The organism is Sphingobium sp. B11D3D, assembly GCF_025961755.1.
In the GTDB taxonomy this organism is placed as follows: domain Bacteria; phylum Pseudomonadota; class Alphaproteobacteria; order Sphingomonadales; family Sphingomonadaceae; genus Sphingobium.
In genome coordinates this window covers 2,792,177-2,812,505 of record NZ_JAOQOG010000001.1, presented here as the reverse complement: position 1 = coordinate 2,812,505, position 20,329 = coordinate 2,792,177, and the positions used below count along the sequence as shown (strand labels likewise).

General features: G+C 67.4%; 21 protein-coding genes. 9 read left to right on the top strand and 12 right to left on the bottom strand.

Going from position 1 to position 20,329, the window contains the following annotated elements:
- Window positions 1–9: 9 nt before the first annotated feature.
- Window positions 10–777: a Crp/Fnr family transcriptional regulator gene (locus tag M2334_RS13290; RefSeq protein WP_264574598.1), complete on the bottom strand. Its 768-nt coding sequence runs from the start codon at window positions 775–777 to the stop codon at window positions 10–12.
- 180 nt (window positions 778–957) lie between these two features.
- Here M2334_RS13290 and M2334_RS13285 point away from each other — a divergent pair, with 180 nt between their 5' ends.
- The 3 genes from M2334_RS13285 (at window position 958) to M2334_RS13275 (ending at window position 3,285) form a co-directional block, all read left to right on the top strand.
- Window positions 958–1,314, top strand: a complete 357-nt coding sequence (locus M2334_RS13285) for a hypothetical protein (RefSeq protein ID WP_264605667.1) — start codon at window positions 958–960, stop codon at window positions 1,312–1,314.
- Window positions 1,315–1,435: 121 nt separating this feature from the next.
- Complete coding sequence (locus M2334_RS13280) at window positions 1,436–2,353, top strand: TauD/TfdA dioxygenase family protein (protein WP_264584412.1); 918 nt, start codon at window positions 1,436–1,438, stop codon at window positions 2,351–2,353.
- Between the two features lie 380 nt (window positions 2,354–2,733).
- Window positions 2,734–3,285, top strand: coding sequence for a hypothetical protein (locus tag M2334_RS13275; protein ID WP_181558892.1), 552 nt, complete (start codon window positions 2,734–2,736; stop codon window positions 3,283–3,285).
- Between the two features lie 219 nt (window positions 3,286–3,504).
- On the opposite strand, the gene smc is transcribed toward M2334_RS13275, so the two are convergent.
- The 4 genes from smc to M2334_RS13255 all read right to left on the bottom strand — a co-directional run bounded on the left by smc (window position 3,505) and on the right by M2334_RS13255 (window position 9,222).
- Window positions 3,505–6,945: a chromosome segregation protein SMC gene (gene smc / locus M2334_RS13270; protein WP_264605666.1), complete on the bottom strand. Its 3,441-nt coding sequence runs from the start codon at window positions 6,943–6,945 to the stop codon at window positions 3,505–3,507.
- A 99-nt stretch (window positions 6,946–7,044) separates the two neighbouring features.
- The gene (locus M2334_RS13265; protein WP_264605665.1) at window positions 7,045–7,782 is read right to left on the bottom strand and encodes a DsbA family protein; all 738 of its coding nucleotides are present in this window, start codon (window positions 7,780–7,782) and stop codon (window positions 7,045–7,047) included.
- Window positions 7,783–7,841: 59 nt separating this feature from the next.
- On the bottom strand, window positions 7,842–8,597 hold the full coding sequence (locus tag M2334_RS13260) for a DsbA family protein (RefSeq protein WP_264605664.1): 756 nt from the start codon (window positions 8,595–8,597) through the stop codon (window positions 7,842–7,844).
- A gap of 28 nt (window positions 8,598–8,625) precedes the next feature.
- Entirely contained in the window at window positions 8,626–9,222 is a 597-nt protein-coding gene (locus M2334_RS13255) for a DUF721 domain-containing protein (protein WP_413716448.1), read from the bottom strand.
- A 26-nt stretch (window positions 9,223–9,248) separates the two neighbouring features.
- Here M2334_RS13255 and mutY point away from each other — a divergent pair, with 26 nt between their 5' ends.
- Both mutY and nudC read left to right on the top strand, forming a co-directional pair.
- Window positions 9,249–10,370 (top strand): A/G-specific adenine glycosylase, encoded by a 1,122-nt coding sequence (mutY, locus tag M2334_RS13250; RefSeq protein WP_264594993.1) that lies wholly within the window; start codon window positions 9,249–9,251, stop codon window positions 10,368–10,370.
- A complete protein-coding gene (gene nudC, locus M2334_RS13245; protein ID WP_264605663.1) occupies window positions 10,357–11,283 on the top strand; it encodes an NAD(+) diphosphatase in 927 nt (308 codons plus the stop codon). Before mutY ends, nudC begins: the two co-directional genes overlap by 14 nt.
- Here nudC and M2334_RS13240 read toward each other — a convergent pair.
- On the bottom strand, window positions 11,280–11,453 hold the full coding sequence (locus M2334_RS13240; RefSeq protein ID WP_264605662.1) for a hypothetical protein: 174 nt from the start codon (window positions 11,451–11,453) through the stop codon (window positions 11,280–11,282). The two genes, nudC and M2334_RS13240, sit on opposite strands and share 4 nt — an antisense overlap.
- Window positions 11,454–11,486: 33 nt before the next feature.
- Window positions 11,487–11,999: a hemerythrin domain-containing protein gene (locus M2334_RS13235; protein ID WP_181558900.1), complete on the bottom strand. Its 513-nt coding sequence runs from the start codon at window positions 11,997–11,999 to the stop codon at window positions 11,487–11,489.
- A gap of 199 nt (window positions 12,000–12,198) precedes the next feature.
- Here M2334_RS13235 and M2334_RS13230 point away from each other — a divergent pair, with 199 nt between their 5' ends.
- Together M2334_RS13230 and M2334_RS13225 are read left to right on the top strand one after the other, a co-directional pair.
- Window positions 12,199–13,542 (top strand): TldD/PmbA family protein, encoded by a 1,344-nt coding sequence (locus M2334_RS13230; RefSeq protein ID WP_264594990.1) that lies wholly within the window; start codon window positions 12,199–12,201, stop codon window positions 13,540–13,542.
- The gene (locus M2334_RS13225; protein ID WP_264594989.1) at window positions 13,529–14,353 is read left to right on the top strand and encodes a 3'(2'),5'-bisphosphate nucleotidase CysQ; all 825 of its coding nucleotides are present in this window, start codon (window positions 13,529–13,531) and stop codon (window positions 14,351–14,353) included. Before M2334_RS13230 ends, M2334_RS13225 begins: the two co-directional genes overlap by 14 nt.
- A 25-nt stretch (window positions 14,354–14,378) precedes the next feature.
- Here M2334_RS13225 and M2334_RS13220 read toward each other — a convergent pair whose 3' ends face one another.
- Genes M2334_RS13220 through crtY form a run of 5 tightly spaced genes read right to left on the bottom strand, consistent with a single transcriptional unit; the run spans window position 14,379 to window position 18,809 of the window.
- On the bottom strand, window positions 14,379–14,549 hold the full coding sequence (locus M2334_RS13220) for a hypothetical protein (protein WP_181558903.1): 171 nt from the start codon (window positions 14,547–14,549) through the stop codon (window positions 14,379–14,381).
- A 57-nt stretch (window positions 14,550–14,606) separates the two neighbouring features.
- Window positions 14,607–15,575 carry a phytoene/squalene synthase family protein gene (locus M2334_RS13215; protein ID WP_264605661.1) on the bottom strand — a complete coding sequence of 323 codons (969 nt, stop codon included), beginning with the start codon at window positions 15,573–15,575 and terminating at the stop codon, window positions 14,607–14,609.
- A gap of 8 nt (window positions 15,576–15,583) precedes the next feature.
- Complete coding sequence (locus M2334_RS13210) at window positions 15,584–16,174, bottom strand: TIGR00730 family Rossman fold protein (RefSeq protein ID WP_181558905.1); 591 nt, start codon at window positions 16,172–16,174, stop codon at window positions 15,584–15,586.
- On the bottom strand, window positions 16,171–17,649 hold the full coding sequence (locus tag M2334_RS13205; RefSeq protein WP_264605660.1) for a phytoene desaturase: 1,479 nt from the start codon (window positions 17,647–17,649) through the stop codon (window positions 16,171–16,173). The genes M2334_RS13210 and M2334_RS13205 overlap by 4 nt, the downstream gene beginning before the upstream one ends.
- Window positions 17,646–18,809 carry a lycopene beta-cyclase CrtY gene (gene crtY / locus M2334_RS13200; protein ID WP_264605659.1) on the bottom strand — a complete coding sequence of 388 codons (1,164 nt, stop codon included), beginning with the start codon at window positions 18,807–18,809 and terminating at the stop codon, window positions 17,646–17,648. Before crtY ends, M2334_RS13205 begins: the two co-directional genes overlap by 4 nt.
- Window positions 18,810–18,985: 176 nt before the next feature.
- Here crtY and M2334_RS13195 point away from each other — a divergent pair, with 176 nt between their 5' ends.
- Both M2334_RS13195 and M2334_RS13190 read left to right on the top strand, forming a co-directional pair.
- Entirely contained in the window at window positions 18,986–19,771 is a 786-nt protein-coding gene (locus tag M2334_RS13195) for a sterol desaturase family protein (RefSeq protein ID WP_264569631.1), read from the top strand.
- Entirely contained in the window at window positions 19,768–20,319 is a 552-nt protein-coding gene (locus M2334_RS13190; protein WP_264584425.1) for a DUF2141 domain-containing protein, read from the top strand. The genes M2334_RS13195 and M2334_RS13190 overlap by 4 nt, the downstream gene beginning before the upstream one ends.
- Window positions 20,320–20,329 lie beyond the last annotated feature (10 nt).

Below are 20,329 nucleotides of genomic sequence, written 5' to 3'. Positions count from 1 at the left end.
TGGCAAACGTTAGGGGCTGACGTCGTGGACCAGGTGCTCAAGCTCGGCGGGGTCTGGATAGACGCCCGCCAGCACGTGATCGAAATGGGTGCGCACCATATCGTTGCATGAACAGGCGCGCTGACGCAGCCGATCCGCATCCAGCACCACGAGCGAGCCACGCCGGGTCTGGACGAGCCCGTCGGTCTTGAAGCTTTTGATCAGGCGGCTGGCATAGCTGCGCGCAATGCCCAGCAGGGACCCGAATTCCTCCTGCGTCATCATCACCTGATTGTTGCCGGTGCGATCGACAGCGGCCGTCAGCCATTTGGCCGCCCGCATCTCCAGGCTGTGGACCGCGTTACACGCGACCGACTGAAAAATCTGGGCGAGCAGACAGTCCGCATAGCGGCTGAGCAGATCGCGAATAGCGGGAGAACTCGCTTTCAGCGTCTCCAGCGTCGCAGAATCGAACCGGGCGAAATAGCCGCCATGCATCACGCAGGAGCGGGAATAGGCCGCGAGCCGCCCGCTGCTGACAATGCCGCCCACAGCCCCCTCACGGCCGACCATCGCGATCTCGACCGACGAGCCGTCGTCCATCAGCACGTGGAAAGTCGCGACCGCATCGCCAAGGGGGAAATAAGCGGCCACCACGGTATCGCCGGGGTCGTAAAGGGTCGTGCCCGTGGGTAGGCGCACGACGCGCGCCACTTTGGCCATCAGGGCCAGATCGGCAGGGTTCAGCGCTGCCACCAGATTGTTATGATCGATGCCGGGCGAGACGATGTCGTGCATGCGATGCATAACGATCAGCCCCCGCCGCAGTTCCCGTCTATGTTCAAAAGTGAACAGACATCCATCAACTCACCGCGCATAGAGGCACCGCAGAGCCGCGTTCATGATAGTAAACGGGCCGCAAAGGGTCAGTAACAGGGGCAGGCCGGCGCCTCTCGTTGAATGTTCGAGGAACCGGGGATGCTGAATGTTCTTTTGCTTGAAGATGAAATGCTTATCGCGCTCGACCTTGAGTTGACGTTGCGCGAATTGGGGGCGGATGAAGTCTATCCCGTCGCCACAGTAAGCCAGGCGATTACAGCTCTGGAAAGCGGCAATATCACCGGCGCGATCGTCGATTATAATCTGGGCGGCGAAACCTCGGAGCCGGTGCTGATGGAACTGGAGGCCCGCAAAATCCCGTTCGTGGTGATGAGCGGCTATCCGGACAGCAGCTATCTGGGCGATGGCACCAGGGATTGGCCGATGCTTCCCAAGCCGGCGGGGCTGAGCGCCCTGCGCGAGGTTCTTGCCAGCATGAAAGCCTCGAAAAGCTAGGCGGGAGGCGCTATCGCCGTGACGCGAGGCTGGCGAAGCAGGGCGCATTCCAAGCGTGGCGAATACTTGACCATGCTAATGATTGTGCTACTATCGGCCTCCTTAGGAGCAGGATAGACTGATGACGATCACGGCCACACCCATCACCCCCCGTTTCGGCGCCGAGATTTCTGGCGTGGACATCAGCAAGCCGCTGGATGCGGATACGGTCGCCGAGCTGATCGCTCAGCAGGATCGCTGGGGCGTGACCGTCTACCGGAACACCGGGCTGGACGATGAGGGGCAGATCGCCTTCGCACGCAATTTCGGCCATCTGGAGAGCCTGCCGCCCCGCGAGGGCCGCCCGCGCATCTTCCTGTTCAACGCCGGCAATCTCAATGCGCAGGGCGAGATCAACTGGGATCCGGGCGCCACGACCTATCGCAAGGGTGACCAGATCTGGCACACGGACAGCAGCTTCATGGACCTGCGCACATCTTATTCCATGCTCCGCGCCGTCGAAGTGCCGCCGTCCGGCGGGCCGACCTGGTTTGCCGATGCACGCTCGGCCTATGACGACCTGCCGCAGGATGTGAAGGACAAGATCGAAAATCTGGAATGCGAGCACAGCCTCTGGTGGTCGCGCAAGCAGGGCGGCGCCGAAATCAGCCGCGAGGATATCGAGGCGCGTCACCGCCCGGTCCACAAGCTGGTGCATGTCCACAAAGGCTCGGGCCGCAAGATGATCTACGCCGGCGCGCACTGCTACCGCGTGGTCGGCTGGGGCTGGGAAGAGAGCCGCGAACTGATCGATTATCTCAACGCTTTCGCGACGCAGGACCAATATGCGATCAGCGTCGACTATGCCGTCGGCGACATGGTGATCTGGGACAATCTTGCCGTGTTCCACAAGGGCGGCCAGTTCGACTGGAACGAGCGTCGCGACATGCGCCGCGCCACCGTGCGTGAAGCGCCGGCACCGGAGGTCGAGGACGATCCGTTCGGCGAGCTGTTCCGGACTGCCCCCACGATTTCGCCCAAGGGCGCCGCGGCGGCCTGATCCTCACTTTGCGGGCTTTCCCGCAACCGTGGGCATTTGTCGCACGCACCGGTCTGCTTGCCTTGTGGCGCCAAGCGGCTACTATCGGGGGAACGAGGGCAAAGAAATACAGGCCGGTGGCTGGCGGGGGCCGCGACCGGACTCGAGTTTCTTAGTTTCATGTTGCGATGCAGCATGATTTTCTTGGCGATACTCCACCAGATAGTTCAGGAATTACAAGGGTTTCCGGATATTTTCGGCAAACTGAATGCCGCTTAGGAAAATTCCTGTTGCGTCGCACAAGATAATCTGATTCCATGTGAACGTTGCACAACGGAGGCTTAAGCTGCCGGTAACCAGGCAGGGGCATAATCTCCGAAACGTAAATGATGGAGGCAGCATTGGGTCAGCATTCCAAGCCGACTGACGGGGCCGTAACCCTCGCGGAACTGCGCGAGTTTGCCTCCTTCCCGGCTGCAACGCAGCGTTACATCCGCCGCTCGCTCGATGTCGCCTTCCATCGCGGCGCACCCATGGAAACCTGGGGGCGCGACGTTGTCGAGGCGGCGAGCATCAAGGCACAGAGCCGCCTCTATGGCCGGCTGGACGAGATCAAGGCGCGGGTACCCGATGATAGCGGGCTGGATCAGGTCGAGCCGTTCATGGCACCGCTGGTCACCGTCTCCGCCTTCGACCTTGGCCAGAACCGGCTGAACAGTTTCTCGGCCTATCGCTTCCTCTACGAGCGTCTCATCGGCGCAGGGTCACGCCCCTGGCTGCCCGGCGCCTTCTGCGCCGCCGCCAGCCTGCCGCACCTCCACCCCGAACGTCGGCGGGCCCTGCTCCAGTCGATCAGCGAAGCCGCCGCCACGGCTGCGGGCTGGTCGAGCCGCGAGCCGAGCTTCTACCCGGAATGGGTGGAAAAGGTGGACGTGAGCAAGGAGCCGCATTGAAGGCGAGGGTGCCGCTGGTTCAGGCGAACTGACGGTGCATTAAGCACTTCGTCACCCCGGACTTGATCCGGGGTCCCGCTACCTTCTGCACTTAAGGGCGCAAAGGCCTTCTGGCAGTCCCCAATCCAACGCATCACAAGAAGCTGGACCCCGGATCAAGTCCGGCGTGACGAAGCGGGGTAGGGCGGCCCTACTCTTATGCGGCGCCATCGGTGTCGCTCACTCCGCCGCCAGCAAATCCTCCGCCGCCTGCAGGTCCACCGACACCAGCCGGCTCACACCCTGCTCGATCATCGTCACCCCGAACAGCCGGTGCATCCGGCTCATGGTAACGGCATTGTGCGTGACGATCAGATAGCGGGTCGCGGTATCCTGCACCATCCGCTCCAAAAGCCCGCAGAAGCGCTCGATATTGGCGTCATCCAACGGCGCATCGACCTCGTCCAACACGCAGATTGGTGCCGGATTGGTTAGAAATAGCCCGAAAATAAGCGCCACTGCGGTGAGAGCCTGCTCGCCACCCGACAGCAGCGTCAGCGTCGTCAGCCGCTTGCCCGGCGGCTGGGCGAGGATTTCAAGGCCAGCCTCCAGCGGATCATCGCTCTCGATCAATTCCAGATGCGCGCTGCCGCCCTGGAAGAGCGTGCTGAACAGGCGCTGGAAATGGCCGTTCACGGCCTCGAAGGCTGCGAGCAGCCGTTGCCGTCCCTCGCGATTAAGATGGCCGATGGAGCCGCGCAGCTGGTTGATCGCGGTGGTGAGTTCCTCGCTTTCGGCGCGGCTCCGGGTCTGCGTGTCCTCCAGCTCGGCCAGTTCCGAAGCGGCGACGAGATTGACCGGGCCGATCCGCTCGCGGTCCAGCACCAGCTTGTCATAGCGGGCCTGCTCTTCGGATGCGGCGACGACCTCCTCGCTCGCGAAGCCAAGCTTGCTCGGCAGCACGGGCGGCGGGCAGGAGAAGCGCTCGCCGCAGGCCTGACCGATTTCCCGGCGGCGCGCGACGGCATGTTCGGCGCGCGCCTGCGCTCCGGCCCGCGCCTCGCGGGCGGTGGAGAGAGCCTCATTGGCATTGGCGAGCGCCTTCTCCGCGGCGGTCAATGTCGCCTCGGCGGCAGCCTCCTCGCTGCGGCTGCGGTCGACGGAGGCCTGATTGTCGCGAGCGGCCTGCGTCAGGACGTCGAGTTCCGTCGCCAGCGCTGCGGGCCGATCGCGCAGCCCGTCCAGTTCGGTCGCCTGCGCTTCGGCGCGCGTCTTCATCTCGGCGACGCGGCGCACGGCATCGCCGGCACGCGCTTTCCAGCCCGCCACATCGCTGCGGATCGCCTTCACGCGCTCCTCATCGGCGGCCAGCGCCCGCTCGGCCATGGCCCGCTCGGCCTGCACTTGACCGATGGCGGCCCGGCACCGTTCCGCGCCCGACTTGAGCAGATCGACACGCGCGGCGGTGTCGTCGCCAGCCGGGAGCGCATCATGGGCGGCCTGCGCGCTCTCCAGCTCGCGCTCGGCGGTGGTGAGATCGGCAGAGGCTTCCTGATGGCGCCGGTCGAGGTCCGCCCGCTGTCCGGCAAGGCGTTCCAGTGCGGTCGCCACTTCGCCGAGCGTGCGCTCTGCCCCGCGCAGGGCCGTATCGGCAGCGCTCATTGCCTCGCGGGCGGCGCGCTCGTCGGTGCCGGCCGCGCGCAGCGATGCCTCGGCGGCGCCCAAGGCCTGCTCGGCAGCGCTGACCGTGGCGGCGACGGCAGGCCGCTCCCGCTCGATCGCGGCAAGGCGGTTGATGCGGATCAGCCGCTCGGCCGCCGCGCCACCGCCCTCCTGCGCCACGAACCCATCCCAGCGCCGCAATTGCCCGTCGCGCGTGACAAGGCGCTGGCCCACCGCAAGCGGCTGGCCGTCATCCTGCTCGACCACGGCGATCTGGGCGAGACGGCGGGCAAGCGCCTCGGGCGCGCGCACATGGGAGGCGAGGGCATCGCACCCGTCCGGCAAAGCGGGATCGCGCGCATCGACGGCGGCACCGCTCCAGCGGGCCAGACCTTGCGCCCCGAGCGCGGCCTGCAGATCATCGCCCAGCGCGGCGGCGAGCGCGTGCTCATAGCCGGGGTCGACGCGCAGGGCATCGATGGCGCGATCGCCGCTGCCCTGCGTCTCCAGCCCGCGGGCCAGTGCCTTGGCTTCGCTATCCAGCGCGGCGACGGTGGCGCGGGCGGCGGCGAGCGCGCGCTGTTGCTCGCCGACAGCCTGCGTATGCGCCTCGCGCGCCTGCGCGGCGGCGGCGATGCGCGCCTCGGCATCGGTGCGGGCGGTGAGGGCATCGGCTTTGGCTTGCTCGGCCTCGGCTTGGCGGGTGGCGAGCGGCGCGGCATCGGGCAGGGCGGTGAGGGCAGAGGCGATCCGCTCGGCCTCGCTGCGAGCGCGGGCGAGCTTCTGCCGCGCGGCATTCAGCCCAGCCTCGGCAACCCGGCGCTCGGCCTGTTCGCCGGCCAGTCGCGCCATGGCCTGCGCCAGCGCGACCTCGGCATCGCGGCTGGCCGTTTCGGCCTCCGCGAGGCGCGTGACGAAGGCCGGCAGCGTCGTCTTCGCCGCCTTGATCCGCTCGGCGAGCGTCGCATCCTCGGCCTGCAGCGCCTCGATGGCATTGGCGGCATCGGCGGCCAGCGCGCCCTCTCGCTGCTGGTCCTCGCTCACACGCGCGAGCTGGCTTTCCAGCTCGGCGATCCGGCGCAGCAGGGTATCGCGCTCGCCAGTCAGCCGCTCCAGCGCGAAGCGGGCCTCCGTTGCCGCCTCTCGGGCCTCATTGGCGGCCGTGCGTGCGCGCGCCAGTGTCTCGATGGCGGCCTGCTGATGAGCGGCGGCGCCCAGCTGCGCCTCCTGCGCCACCCGCACCAGTGCCTCGGCCTTCTCGGCATCCTGCGCGGCACGATCAGCTTCGGTGGCGGCCTCGCGATGGCGGGCGAAGAACACGCGGCCCTCGGCCAGAACGATCTTTTCGCTCAATTCCGTGTAGCGCTCGGCGGCTCGCGCTTGTCGACGGAGCGCATTGGCGCGCACGTCCATCTCGGCGAGGATTTCATCCAGCCGGGCGAGATTGGCCGCGCTCGCCCGCAATTTTTGCTCGGCATCCTTGCGGCGCACATGCAAGCCGGCGATGCCCGCCGCTTCTTCCAGCATCGCGCGGCGCTCGGCGGGCTTGGCGGCAATGACCGCCGCGATCTTGCCTTGGCTGACCAGCGCCGGACTGTGCGGCCCGGTGGCGGCGTCGGCGAAGAGCAATGCGACATCCTTGGCGCGCACGTCTCGCCCATTGGCGCGATAGGCACTGCCCGCGCCGCGCTCGATGCGCCGCATGACTTCCAGCTCGCCATCGCTGCCCATGTCGATCGCCGGCAGCACGGTGCCCGGCGGCACGCTGGCGAACAGGCCGACTTCGGCAAAGTCGCGCGCCGGGCGAGTGGCGGTGCCGGCGAAAATCACATCGTCCATCCCGCCGCCGCGCATGGATTTGGGGCTGGATTCGCCCATCACCCAGCGGATCGCCTCTAGCAGATTGGATTTGCCGCAGCCATTCGGCCCGACAATGCCGGTCAGCCCCGGCTCGATCCGCAACTCGGTCGGCTCGACGAAGCTCTTGAAGCCGGTCAGCTTGAGGCGGCGAATCTGCATGGCTTAGCGGGCAGGGCGGCCCAGCCGGACTGACCCAGCCTGCGAGGCGGTGCGCCGTCCGACGCCCGCTCCGATGCTATGGCCCCCCAGCCTCGCCAATCAGGCGCCTGCGTTCTTCAGCTGCTCGACGAGCTGCGGCCAGGTCGACACATTGTCGAGCTTGCTGCCGTTCATGATGAAGCTCGGCGTGCCGGTGATGGAATATTGCGCCGTATCGCGCTCCACATTGGCGGCGAGCGTTTCGGCCGTCTTGGGGTCGGCCAGGCACTGGCGGGCCTTGGCCTCTGGCACACCGCGCTCCATGGCGAACTCGATCAGCCCGGCAGCCTCGGCCATGCGCTGGAAGCGCTGATCCGGCGCGGCCGACATCGCGTTCTTATACGCATCCTCGCCGGCGGACTGCAGCTTCTCGATGATCGCCTGCTGATTGGCGAAGAACTGGTGGGTCAGCGGGAAGAAGGCTTCCGGGCCGGTGCAGCGGGCCAGCATCGCCATGCTGATGTCGAGCGGGTTCATCACGAAGTTGCGAAACTCGAAGCTGACCTTGCCCGTGTTCACATAATCGCGCTCGAGCACATCCTTGGATTCCTCGGAGAAGTGCGCGCAGTGCGGGCAGGTGTTGGATGCGAACTCGATGATCTTGATCGGCGCATCCGGGTTGCCCATGCGGATGCCGCCCTCGGGCGTCGCGACGACCTGCTGCGCCCATGTTGTTCCCGCCGGGGCGGCCTTGCCCTCCACCTTGCCGATGGGCGCGCTCGAGTTGCTGTCCTGAGAGCCGCAGGCGGCGAGAGCCAGCAGAGCGAGGGCGAGCGGGGCGGTAGCAAGGGGTTTCATGGGACGGATGGGCCTCATCGATCGGGGGGACGGAAAGTGGCTGTGCGGGCCGGTCTAGCTCACTTGCCGGACGCGGGCAATGGCGGCAGCAGGGGGCGCAGCGCCTCCCACGTATGCACATTCTCCAGCGGTTTGCCGTTGAGCAGGAAGAAGGGCGTGCCGGTGAATTCCTTGATCGTGCCGGCGCTGGAGGTCAGCCCGAGCACGGTCTTGAGCATCGCCTCGTCGGCCAGGCATTTGCCCTGCGCCGCTGGCGTCAGGCCGCGCTTGGCGAGGAGCGGGCCAAGCCCGGTGCCCCCGGCAATGGCGGTCAGCTGCGCGGCGCGATTGGCAGCCGGCGGCTTGCCTTCCTGCGCCTGGGCAAAGCTCTGCGCGCGAGTCATCCAGGCCTGATAATCGGCGAACATCGCTTCATGATTGCCAACGAACCGCGTCGCGCCGCCGCAGCGCGCGAGCAGCGCCGCCGTCAGGTCGAAGGGATCGCGCACGAAATTGCGCAGCTCCAGCGAGACCAGGCCGCGCCGGATCCACTGGGCCTTGAGCGCGGGCGTTCCGGTCGCCTGAAAATCCGCGCAATGCGAGCAGGTGTAGCTCAGATATTCGACCAGCTTGGTGGGCGCCGCCGGATTGCCGACCACGAAGGCGCCGTTCGCACCCAGCGTTACGGTCTGGCTCCAGTCGCGCGCCGCGCTGCGCTGCGCACTGGCGGGGGCTGGCAGCAGCAGGGCGAGGGCAAGCGTCAGCGCCGCAAGGCACAGGGCACCCAGTGCGGCGATCTGTCGGGAGACGGACGAAGCTGGCGAGATGACGGTCATGGGCATGGTCCCGTGGTGGAAATTTGGCTTAGCTGATCTTGGGGGGGCGCACAGGGTTGGAGAAGCTGCGCGCCATCGATTCGAGCACGGTGCGCAGTTCCGGGTCGCTCACTTCGCGCAGGCCCTCGCCCAGCTCCTGGGGGATCGGGCGCAGCATCGTGGGCGGCGGGCGATGCACCGGCTCACGCGGGATGACCTGGCCCTGCTTGATGGCGACGCGGGAGACGGCCTCATAGCCGAAGAAGCGGTTCACCCGCTCGATGATCTCCGGCACGATATGCTGGACCATCGGCGCATGGCCGCTGGCGACCGTCAGCTGCAGCGTCCCCCCCGAGCGCTTGCCGGTGGGGAAGCGGATCGAGTCGGGGCTGGTCAGTTCCGCATAGCGCTTTCCGACAATCTCGGCCCAGCGCGTGACGATGCTCGACTGGATGAAGCCGAACTTGCGGAAGGCGGCTCGGCCAATGTCCGGCATGAGATCGGAAATCGCGCGGGGCGCGTTGATTCGCGGGCGTTCGTGCGGCGGCATCTCGGCCTTGCCGGCCCCATTGGCCTTGCGCGCGGCCGGGCGTTTGGCCCGGCTGGCCTTTGTGGGCGCCTGCGCATCTGGGGTGGCTTCTGTCATGGCTGCGTCCATGCCATAGGCACGCCATGGCCGTCGATGGATTAATCGCAAAGCGGGGGATGGAAGAGGCGGTCGCTCCGGCGCTGCTCGCGCATTATCGCCGCCATGCGCGCGCACTGCCCTGGCGCAGCCCGCCCGGTGCGCCGCCGCCGGACCCGTACCGCGTCTGGCTCTCCGAAATCATGCTCCAGCAGACGACGGTGGCGGCCGTCGCGCCTTATTATGAGCGCTTTCTGGCGCGCTGGCCGACGGTCGAGGCGCTGGCGGCTGCGGAGGATGGCGATCTGATGGCCGCCTGGGCAGGTCTTGGCTATTATGCCCGCGCCCGCAATCTGCTAGCCTGCGCGCGCTATGTCGCAGGCGCGCTGGGCGGGCGTTTCCCCTCGGACGAGGCGGGCTTGCGCGCTCTGCCTGGTGTCGGCGCCTATACGGCGGCGGCCGTCGCCGCCATCGCCTTCGAGCAGCGCGCCGTTGTGGTGGATGGCAATGTCGAGCGGGTGGTGAGCCGGCTGTTCGCGGTGGAGACGCCGCTGCCGGCGGCCAAGCCGATCCTGCGGGCGCTGGCTGACCGCATCACCCCGCAGGCTCATGCCGGCGATTTCGCGCAGGCCATGATGGATCTGGGCGCCACGGTCTGCACCCCGCGCAATCCCGCCTGCCTCGCCTGTCCGCTCTCGGAGCTTTGTGCCGCGCGGGCAACGGGCGATTCGGCCCGCTATCCGCTCAAGGCCGCGAAGAAGGCGCGCCCGACGCGCAGCGGCACCGCCTGGTGGGTCGAGACCCGCAATGCTGTCTGGCTGGTCCGGCGGCCGGACAAGGGCCTGCTCGGCGGAATGCTGGCGCTGCCGACCAGCGACTGGAGCGAAGCGCCAGAGGCTCTGCCGCATGCGCCTCTGGCGGGCAGCTGGCAGATACTCAACCAGCCGGTGCGCCATGTGTTCACCCATTTCGCGCTCGATCTGCGCGTGGCCATGCTGCGGATCGAGAATGGGGCCGATCCCGCCGTGCTTGCCAGCGCCCTGGGGCCGGGCCAATTGTGGCCCCTCGACACGCTGGCCGATGCGGGGCTGCCCACCGTCTTTGCCCGGGCGGCGCAAGCGGCACTGGACGCCAGAGAGCAGGAGAATGCGCATCATGACCCGGCCTGATCTGCCCGCGCGGCAGGCAATCACCTTCACCGGCGGCACGCTCAACCGCGCTGATCAGCTGCGCGTGCACCCCGACCGGCTGGCCGGGGCCTGGGCCGATCCGCGCGCGCGCATCGTGCAACTCGATGGGCTGGACCCGGTGATCGAGCCGGACGGCACGCTCGCCAGCGAGCCGGTGCCGCCCGGCGCTGTGCTGGCCGACCACGCCCTGCTCGGGCTGCGCGAGGACGGCACGCCGGTTTTCGTCCCGCTGCTTGTCGAGCACAGCGTCGAGCCCCCGAGCTTTCCCGCGAAAGTGTGGGACATCATCCCGCAGCTCACCATGGCCGAAGCCGCGCATTATGCGGCGGCGCGCAGCCTGGTGGACTGGCATGATCGCCACCGTTTCTGCGCACGCTGCGGCGGCGATACCCATCCGATCAAGGCCGGATGGGCGCGCCGGTGCAGCCGGTGCAGCGCGGAGCATTTTCCGCGCACCGATCCGGTGGTCATCATGCTGGCGGAATATCGCGGCAAGGTGCTCATCGGGCGCAATCCGCGCTTTCCTGCCGGTCGCTTTTCCGCACTGGCCGGCTTTGTCGAGCCGGGCGAGACCATCGAGGAAGCGGTGCGGCGGGAGCTGTGGGAAGAATGCGGCGTGCGCACCGGGCAGGTCGACTATCTGTTCAGTCAGCCTTGGCCGTTCCCCTCCCAGCTCATGGTCGCCTGCATCGCGCAGGCCGATGATGACGCGTTGACGCTGGATGAGGAGGAAATCGCCGAGGCCATCTGGGTGAGCACTGATGATGTCAGGGCCGCTCTGGCCGGGGAGGAGGGCGCTAGGTTCCTGCCGCCATCCGCCATCGCGGTCGCCCATCACATGCTGCGCTACTGGTTGGAGAGCAGACAGACGGAACAACCGCCCGCCGCCTAATCGCGGTGCCGCAGCATCCAGTCACCAGATTGCTCGCTCTGCGCCTGCCGCAAGGCCGCATCTCGGCCCAGTCCGCCAAAGCGCGGCAAAATGATGCCGAGGCGGGTGCGCTCGGCATCATTGGGGTGCGGCGCCGGCGCGGCGGCGTCCTTATCGGAAGGTTCGAACAATGAAAACGCCGCCGACATGCCGTTTCGTCCGGGTCAGACGGCCGAAACGCTGAGCGTGCGCGGCTCTGCCGGGGGCAGGCCTTCGCTCTTCGCCTGGGCCAGCAACTCTTTCTTGCGGGCGAGCATCCGGTCGCGCAACTCGACGAGGTCGACGTCGGTCTTGCGGCACTGGGCGAACATGCCCTTGGAGGGCTGTTCCTCCTCCTTGACGTGGTGCTCGATCTCTTCCGAGAGCACCTTCACCTTGGCATCGTAGAAATCTTCCTGCGGAGAGCCGGCCTCGATTTCGTTGATCAGCACCTTCGCGCCGTCATGCTCGACATAGGCCTCATCCATGAGATCGTCTTCGATCTTGCCGCGAAAGGCCGGATAGAAGATTTCCTCTTCCAGCATGGTGTGGATCTTGAGTTCGGTGCAGATTTCCCGGGCCAGCGATTCCTTGCGGCCGGCCGCATTGGCCTTTTCGAACTTCTCGAACAGATCCTCGACCGTGCGATGATCCGCTTTGAGCAGGGCAATCGCGTCGGTGAATGTTTCAGTCGCCATGAGATGCTCCTGTGGGTTGATGTTATCAACAAAAGGATCGGCGAGGCCTGGTGGTTCCCTATAAAAAATGTTGCTGTCCTCCGTTCGTCGCAAAGCGGAGCGACTGGTCGGAAGGCACCTGACGCAGCCGCATTGCGTCGCCTCGCCGCGGGAGCTAAAGCGCGGCCTTTCATCAGACATCATTCGGACCGCGTCTTTCATGCTCAGCCTTAACGAAGCTCTCGATCGCGCCCGGTCGCTGGTCACCGCGGCCCGCAAGGCGGGCGCGGATGCGGCCGACGCCGTCTATGGCTGCGATGCCTCGTCCGGCGTGACGGTGCGGCTGGGCGCGCTGGAGGATGTCGAGCAATCCGAATCCGAGCATTTCGGCCTGCGCGTGTTTGTCGGCCAACGCTCGGCCAGCGTCGCTTCATCGGACCTGACGCCCCGCACGCTCGAAACGCTGGTCGAGCGCGCGGTGGCCATGGCCCGCGAGGCGCCGGAAGATGCCTATGCGGGCCTCGCGCCCGAGCAGATGCTGATGCGGCGCCGGCTGCCCTCGCTCGATATCGAGGATGATGAGGAGCCGACGCCGGCCCAACTGCGCGAGAGGGCGCTGGCGGCGGAAGATTCGGCGCGCAGCGTGCTGGGCGTCACCAACAGCGAAGGCGCCGGTGCGGGCTTCTCCCGCGCGCAGGCGGCGCTGGCCACCAGCCACGGTTTTTCGGGCGCTTATGCCGGGACCAGCCATTCGCTCTACGCCAGCGTGCTGGCGGGTGAGGGCGCCGCGATGCAGCGGGACTTTGCCAGCCACAGCGCCCGGCATCTCGATGATCTGGAAGGGCCGGACAGCATCGGCCAGCGCGCCGGCGCGCGCGCGGTCTCGCGGCTCAACGCGCGCCGGGTGCCAAGCGGCACGATGCCGGTGATCTTCGATCCGCGCGTGGGTAACAGCCTGATCGGGCATCTGCTCGGCGCCATCGCCGGGCCATCGGTCACCCGCAAGGCGACCTTCCTGCTCGACAGCCTCGGCCAGCGCATTCTGCCCGAGGGGCTGAGCGTCATCGACGATCCGCTGCGCGAGCGGGGCCTGCGCTCGCGCCCGTTTGATGGCGAAGGACTGCCAACTGGGCGGCGGCGCCTCATTGATGACGGCGTGCTGACCGGCTGGATGCTCGACAGCGCCTCAGCCCGCCAACTCGGGCTCGATCCCACCGGCCATGCCACGCGGGGCGGTGGCTCGCCCGGGGTCGGCGCGAGCAATGTGCATCTGGAAGGCGGCACGGCCAGCGTGCGCGATCTGTTCGCAGACGTGAAGCGCGGCGTGTTCATCACCGAACTGATTGGCCAGGGCGTCAACGGCGTCACCGGCGATTACAGTCGGGGCGCCTCCGGCTTCCTGATCGAGAACGGCACGGTGAGCCACGCCGTGTCTGAAATCACCATCGCGGGCAATCTCAAGGAGATGTTCGGGCGGATCATCGCTGCGAACGATCTCACCTTCCGCCGCGCCATCAACGTGCCCACCCTGCGCATCGACGGGATGACCGTTGCCGGGGAGTGAGCCCCCCACTCTGAATCTTCTGGCCGATATTCTGGCCATAGCCGACGCTGCCGGCCAGATGGCCATGCGTTTCTGGGAAGCCGGCGCGCCCATGCACGGCCATTGGGAGAAGCGGCCCGGCGAGCCGGTGAGCGAGGCCGATCTCGCCGCCGATGCGCTGCTGCGCACACAGCTTGGCGCGCTTCTGCCCGACGCCGCCTGGCTCTCCGAGGAAAGCGCGGAGACGCCCGGACGCGCTGAGGCCCGGCGCGCGTGGATCATCGACCCCATCGACGGCACCCGCGATTTCGTGCGGGGCCGGGCCGGCTGGGCGGTCTCGGTCGCACTGGTCGAGGACGGCGTTCCGACTGTCGCGGTGCTGACCGCACCGGCGCGCAACGAGCGTTGGTGGGCGGTGCGCGGCGCCGGTGCCTGGCGGGAGCGCACGGGGGCACAGCCCGAGCGGCTCGCCGTGGGCGATCATGCCACGCTCTCGGGCGCACGCGTGCCGCTCGATCATCTGGGCGGCATCGATATCGACTACCGCATGGTCGCCAAGCCCAACAGCATCGCGCTGCGCATGGCGATGGTGGCGGCCAATGAAGCCGATCTGGTAGCCGGCCTGCGACGCGGCGCGGAATGGGATTTGGCGGCCGCGACTCTCATCGCGCAGGAAGCCGGCGCCCGCGTTACCGATGCGCTGGGCGAACCCATCATCTTCAACAAGCCCGACCCCTATGTGACGGGGATGCTCTGCGCCGTTCCCGCCCTGCACGATGCCGGCCTGGGCCGGCTGCGCGCGCGGGCGCTCAGGCTGCTCAAGCAGGGATGATCGGCTTGTCTGGGCGCGGCTGCGCTCAGGCCTTGAGCCGGACGACCTGCCGCAGCCGCGATTCGCGCGCCAGACCCAGATAGGCCTCGACCAGACGATCGTGCATCAGGCGCTGTGCGGGCTCCGCGGCGACTTGCGCCAGACGGCGATGTTCGTTGGCGCGGTTGCGGTAATAAGCGTGACGTGACGGAATCATGCATGTCCTCCCGCCTGCCTCTTCAGCAGATCGCGCCCATGCAGAAATTGATCGGGATCAAGCCTCCGAAATGCGCGCGCTCTGGCGGGGCCGGTTCCACAGCGATGGATCACGCGGCGCGGGGGGGTAGAGGCTGGTGCGCCGACCAGCCTGCGTGCCGGCGCGGAGCAGCCAACCCAGCTTCTCCGCCTTGCTGGTGAACAGGCGCCGACGCAGCGCCTCCTGCGGGTCGGCGGCGACCTTCCGGGCAATGCCGCCATAGATGCCCGCGGCAGCCAGCACCGCCCATGCCGAGCGGAACGGCAGCTTTGGGGTGCCATGCCGGGCGCTGTCTTCATAGCGCGCCGCCATCGCCGCCACGCGCTCCGTGACCGCCGCGAGGGCCGGGCGCCGCTCCGCCGCCATCGGGTCCGTCGGGTCGATGCCGGCCTCGATGAGCCAGTCCGCGGGCAGATAGCAGCGCCCGCCTGCCGCATCCTCGGCCACATCGCGGGAGATATTGGCGAGCTGGAAGGCCAGCCCCAGATCGCAGGCGCGGTCCAGCGTCGCCTCGTCATCGGGCGCGACACCCATCACAATGGCCATCATGCAGCCGACCGCACCGGCGACATGGTAGCAATAGCGCAGCAGATCGTCCTCGGTCTGCGGTCGCCAGCCCTGCGCATCGAGCGCGAAGCCTTCGATGAGATCGTCCATATAGCGGCGCGGAATCTTGCATTCCGCCGCCACCAGCGCCCCGCCGGCAAAGGCGGGATCATCCAGCCCGGCCTGCCCCGCCAGAGCGCGCTCGGTCCGCGCGCGGATGTCGGCCAGCCGGGCCATGGGGTCGCCGGTCGCCTGCATGGTCCCGCCATGATCCTGCCCGTCGGCAATGTCATCGCATGCCCGGCACCAGCCATAGAGCAACCACGCCCGCTCGCGCGTCTCCCGGTCGAACAGCCGCGAGGCCGTGCGAAAACTCTTCGACCCGCGCGCAATGCTCTCCTGCGCAAGACCGACGAGGGCAGGGCGTTGCTCGACCGACATTTAGCCTCTCAAAGCCGGTCGACCTTCATCGCGAAGATCGTCTCATGGGGCGTGTAGGCGGCCATCGCGTCCAGCAGGTCGTCCAGCGTCTCGCGGGCGATGAGGATGTTGGCGTGGGGCGGGCGGATGAAGCCGGTTTCGATCATCTGGCGATTGAAGCCGATCAGCTGATCGTAGAAGCCGCCGGTATTGAGCAGTCCGACCGGCTTGTCATGATAACCGAGCTGCGCCCAGCTCACGGCTTCCCACAGCTCGTCCATCGTGCCGACGCCGCCCGGCAGGGTCACGAACCCATCGGAAAGCGTGGTGAACAACGCCTTGCGGCTGTGCATATCCGGCACGACGTGCAGTTCGGTGAGGCCGCGATGGGCGACCTCGGCATTCACCAGCGCCTCGGGGATCACACCGATCACCTCGCCGCCGGCCGCCAGCGCGGAGTCCGCAATGGCGCCCATCAGTCCGACCTTGCCGCCGCCATAGACGACGCCGATGCCGCGCCGGGCCAGCCCGGCGCCGACCGCGCGGGCCGTCTCCATGTAGATCGGGTCGGGTGGGGTGGCGGAGCCGCAATAGACCGCCAGCCGGTTGAACGATGTCATGCCAGATCCTCGAGCATCAAAGCCGCCGTCGCGCGGGCCGAGCCGACGACGCCGGGAATGCCGGCGCCCGGATGGGTGCCGGCGCCGACGAAGTAGAGATTGTTGATCACATCATCGCGATTGTGGGTGCGGAACCAGGCGCTCTGGGTGAGCAGCGGCTCCAGGCTGAAGGCGCTGCCCAGATGCGCGTTGAGATCATGGGTGAAGTCGCTCGGTGCATAGGAGAACTGGACCTTGATGCGCGAGCGGATGTCCGGGATCAGCCGGCGCTCGATCTCGTCGAGAATGCGCCCGGTGAGGATCGGCCCCACCTCGTTCCAGTCCACCGGCAGCTTGCCCTGATGCGGCACCGGCGCCAGCGCATAGAAGGTCGAGTGGCCCGGCGGCGCCAGATCGGGGTCGGTGACGGTCGGGTGATGCAGGTATAGCGAGAAATCCTGCGAGAGCACGCCATGGTCGAAGATGTCGGTCAGCAGCTCCTTATAGCGCGGGCCGAACAGGATCATGTGGTGCGGGATGCCGGGCCAAGTCCCCTCGATGCCGAAGTGGACGACGAACAGGCTCGGGCTCCAGCGCTTGCGGAACAGCTTGGCGCCCTGCCGCTGGCCGCGCGGATGGTCAGCCAGCAGGTCGGCATAGCTGTGCATGATGTCCGCGTTGCTCGCCACCGCATCGGCCTCGATATGCAGGCCCGAGCGGGTCACGACGCCGGTCGCGCGATCGCCCACCGTCTCGATCTTGGCGACCGGATCGCCGAGGATCAGCGTGCCGCCCAGCCGCTCGAAATGCGTGACCATGCCGCGCACCAGCGCATGGGTGCCGCCCTTGGCGAACCAGACGCCGCCCTGCTTCTCCAGCTTGTGGATCAGCGCATAGATGGCGCTGGTCGTCATCGGATTGCCGCCGACCAGCAGGGTGTGGAAGCTCAGTGCCTGACGCAGCTTCTCGTTCTTCACGAAGCTGGAAACTATGGAATAGACCGAGCGCCACGCCTGATGCTGGGCGAGGTCCGGCGCGGCCTTGAGCATCGACTTGAAGTCGAGGAAGGCGACATGCCCCAGCTTCTCATAGCCCTCGCGATAGACCTCGGCGCTGTAGGCGAGGAAGCGCTGGTAGCCGGCGATGTCGGCGGGATCGAGCTTGGCGATCTCGCGGTTGAGCGCGGCATCGTCATTGCCATAATCGAAGGTCGTGCCGTCCTGCCAGTGCAGGCGGTAGAAGGGGCTGACCGGCAGCAGCGTCACGTCCTGCGCCATGTCGTGGCCGGTCAGGCGCCAGAGCTGGGCAAGGCAATCCGGGTCGGTGATGACAGTCGGCCCGGCATCGAAGGTGAAGCCCTCCTTCTGCCACATATAGGCGCGGCCGCCGGGCAGTTCGCGCCCTTCGACGATGGTGGTGGCGATGCCCGCCGATTGCAGGCGCAGGCCGAGGGCAAGGCCCGCAAAACCGGCGCCGATGACGATGGCTGTCTTCATCCGCGTGTCGCTCCAAGGGCTGAAATGGCTCGGCTGACGGGAACAGGAGGCTTCCCGGTCAGAACGCGCAGCTTGTCGAAAAGGGTGCTCTGCCCCGCATAAAAGCGGGCGATGAGGGATGGGTCAAGCCGGTAGAAGCGCGCCAGCACCCGCCAGCGCTCCTGCGGCTCGGCGGCGCGGAAGAGCAGCCGTGAGAGCATCCGGTAATAAGCCTGCCCCCGCCAGTGCGCGGCGCCGCGCGCGCGCATCGCCTGATGCAGGGCCGGGCCGGAGAGATCGTCCATCGCCGCGATGGCGAGCGCGTTGCGCACCGCATCCGGCAGCGAATAGCCGGTGAGGGCGTGGAAAAAGCCGCCGCGCAGTCCGGCCTTGGCGACGCCGGGGGATTCGGCCTCCCACAGCCGCGCGAAATCGCCGCCCATGCACACGGGCAGCACGCCGGTCTCGCTATGGCCGCGCGCCGCGCCCTCCCAGCGCTGCGCCTGGGCATATGCCGCAATTCTCGCCGCGAGCACGGGCTCATCCAGCGTCGGGCCATCGGCATAATAAGTGTCTTCGATGAACAGCTCGGTGGGGGAGAGGGGCAGGGTGTAGACGAAGCGATAGCCGTCCTGCTGATCGACGGTCGCGTCCATGATGATCGGCTCGGCAAGGCCGTGGGGGGTATGACACAGCCAGCTCGCCCCGACGAATTTCTGGTAGCCCAGCTCCAGCGCGCTCATGTCGCCCGGCCCGCGTGCGTCGATGACACCGCGCGCCTCGATCACGCGTCCATCGGCCAGTGTGACGCTGTGCGGCGTGAGCGCGGTTGCCGCCCGGTCGAACAGCAGGTCACCCTCCGGCATGGCGCGGTGCAGGCGCATCCCCAGCCGCTCGCTGGTCAGCGTCGCATAGCTGCTCGGCAGGCGCCTCACCTGACCCGGGAAGCGCACGTCATAGCCGCCCCAGCCATGCACGATCAGCGGCTCGATCAGCCAGCGATCGGCGGACGCGACATCCTCGGCAAAGCAGGACCAGAGCTGATTGCCGCCAGCCCGCGCGGCTTCCTCGATCACCACGACGCGCAGCTCAGGTCGCCGCGCGCGCAGGGCCAGCGCGATCAGGCTGCCGGCAAGGCCGCCGCCGACAATGGCCAGATCGATAGGTCGTGCGCCTGTCATCCGCGCAGCCCTAGCCGAGGGGGAGGCGCTTGGCTATCGGCCAGTGATGTGGGAACGATGCCCGAAGGGGCGGGGGAACTTATCTCTGCGCTTGGCGAGCGACCGGCGCGAACGCTTTACCGATTATCGTTTCCCTCTCAGGCGGGGCTCCCTATAGCATCGCCATGCAGCCCGCGATGCTGATCCTTGCGTCCATTCTGGCGATGTCCGGCATCATCGCGGTGCGTTACCTGCTTTCCAGTGGCGGGTTCGCGCTGGCGACCCGGATGACACGCCCCGGCCATTATGCCGGGCTGCGCCGGCAGATCGGCGCGGAAATCCGCTGGTCGCTCCTTTCGGCGCTGATCTTTGGCCTGCCCGCGGGGATCGTCGCCTGGGGCTGGCAGAGCCACGGCTGGACGCTGATCTACACCGATGTCGATGCCTACCCGCTCTGGTATCTGCCGATCTCCGTGCTGCTCTATCTCGCCGCGCACGATACGTGGTTCTACTGGACGCACCGGCTGCTCCACCGCCCGGCCTGGTTTCGCGTCGCCCATGCGGTGCATCACGCCAGCCGGCCGCCCACGGCCTGGGCGGCGATGAGCTTCCATCCGTGGGAGGCGGTGACCGGCGCGGTCGTCATTCCGTTCCTCGTCTTCGTCATTCCCATTCATGTTGCGGCACTGGGGGTGGTGCTAACGGTGATGACTGTCATGGGCGTCACCAATCATATGGGCTGGGAGATGTTCCCGCGCTGGCTGGTGAACGGCCCCGCCGGGCGCTGGCTGATCACCGCTTCCCACCATGAGAAGCATCATGAGCAGTATCGCTGCAATTACGGCCTCTATTTCCGCGTGTGGGACCGGCTGTGCGGCACGGATCGCGGCCTGTCTCCCCGGTTCGCGCCGACACCGGCGGGAGGCTCCGCCGCCATGCCGCACAATGATGACCCCGCGCCGGCAAGGGATAATGCTGCATGATGTTCTTTGACGGTGCCGACCATGGTCTGGCGCGTCGTGTCGCACGGCCGCTGATGCTGACAGGCCTGCTGCTCTCGCTCGGCGCGCCAACCCTGGCGCTGGGTGAAGATGGCGCGGCCACCGTGCGCACCGCCGATGCGGTCGTTCCGGCAGCGGCGGGCCTTGCACCGGCCACGGGCCAGATCGACGTGCGGTTCGAGGGCTTGCGCTCCACTCGCGGCATGTTGCGCGCCTGCCTGACCAAGGACCGCTCCCATTTCCCCAAATGCGAGAAAGACCCGCTCGCCCTCACGGCCAGCGTTGCGGCGGGCGACCATGCCGAACTTCTGTTCGCACGCGTGCCGCCCGGCGACTATGCGCTGCTCGTCTTCCACGATGAGAACAGCAACAGCCGGCTGGACACGATGCTGGGCATCCCGCGCGAGGGGGTCGGCTTTTCGCGCAACCCCCGGCTGCGCTTCGGCGCGCCGGGCTTTGAGTCCGTCGTCCTCACCGTCACCCCCGGCGCGGCGAAGCGGACGGCGGTGAAGCTGCAATATTTCCTGTAACGCCTCGCGC

Coding starts and splice junctions, on each gene's coding strand:
- M2334_RS13195 (WP_264569631.1), top strand. CDS start 18,986: ATGCTGATCCTTGCGTCCATTCTGGCGATGTCCGGCATCATCGCGGTG.
- M2334_RS13255 (WP_413716448.1), bottom strand. CDS start 9,222: ATGACAGAAGCCACCCCAGATGCGCAGGCGCCCACAAAGGCCAGCCGG.
- smc (WP_264605666.1), bottom strand. CDS start 6,945: ATGCAGATTCGCCGCCTCAAGCTGACCGGCTTCAAGAGCTTCGTCGAG.
- M2334_RS13205 (WP_264605660.1), bottom strand. CDS start 17,649: ATGAAGACAGCCATCGTCATCGGCGCCGGTTTTGCGGGCCTTGCCCTC.
- M2334_RS13215 (WP_264605661.1), bottom strand. CDS start 15,575: ATGTCGGTCGAGCAACGCCCTGCCCTCGTCGGTCTTGCGCAGGAGAGC.
- M2334_RS13210 (WP_181558905.1), bottom strand. CDS start 16,174: ATGACATCGTTCAACCGGCTGGCGGTCTATTGCGGCTCCGCCACCCCA.
- M2334_RS13235 (WP_181558900.1), bottom strand. CDS start 11,999: ATGGCGACTGAAACATTCACCGACGCGATTGCCCTGCTCAAAGCGGAT.
- nudC (WP_264605663.1), top strand. CDS start 10,357: ATGACCCGGCCTGATCTGCCCGCGCGGCAGGCAATCACCTTCACCGGC.
- M2334_RS13290 (WP_264574598.1), bottom strand. CDS start 777: ATGCACGACATCGTCTCGCCCGGCATCGATCATAACAATCTGGTGGCA.
- mutY (WP_264594993.1), top strand. CDS start 9,249: ATGGCCGTCGATGGATTAATCGCAAAGCGGGGGATGGAAGAGGCGGTC.
- M2334_RS13265 (WP_264605665.1), bottom strand. CDS start 7,782: ATGAAACCCCTTGCTACCGCCCCGCTCGCCCTCGCTCTGCTGGCTCTC.
- M2334_RS13280 (WP_264584412.1), top strand. CDS start 1,436: ATGACGATCACGGCCACACCCATCACCCCCCGTTTCGGCGCCGAGATT.
- M2334_RS13285 (WP_264605667.1), top strand. CDS start 958: ATGCTGAATGTTCTTTTGCTTGAAGATGAAATGCTTATCGCGCTCGAC.
- M2334_RS13220 (WP_181558903.1), bottom strand. CDS start 14,549: ATGATTCCGTCACGTCACGCTTATTACCGCAACCGCGCCAACGAACAT.
- crtY (WP_264605659.1), bottom strand. CDS start 18,809: ATGACAGGCGCACGACCTATCGATCTGGCCATTGTCGGCGGCGGCCTT.
- M2334_RS13230 (WP_264594990.1), top strand. CDS start 12,199: ATGCTCAGCCTTAACGAAGCTCTCGATCGCGCCCGGTCGCTGGTCACC.
- M2334_RS13190 (WP_264584425.1), top strand. CDS start 19,768: ATGATGTTCTTTGACGGTGCCGACCATGGTCTGGCGCGTCGTGTCGCA.
- M2334_RS13260 (WP_264605664.1), bottom strand. CDS start 8,597: ATGACCGTCATCTCGCCAGCTTCGTCCGTCTCCCGACAGATCGCCGCA.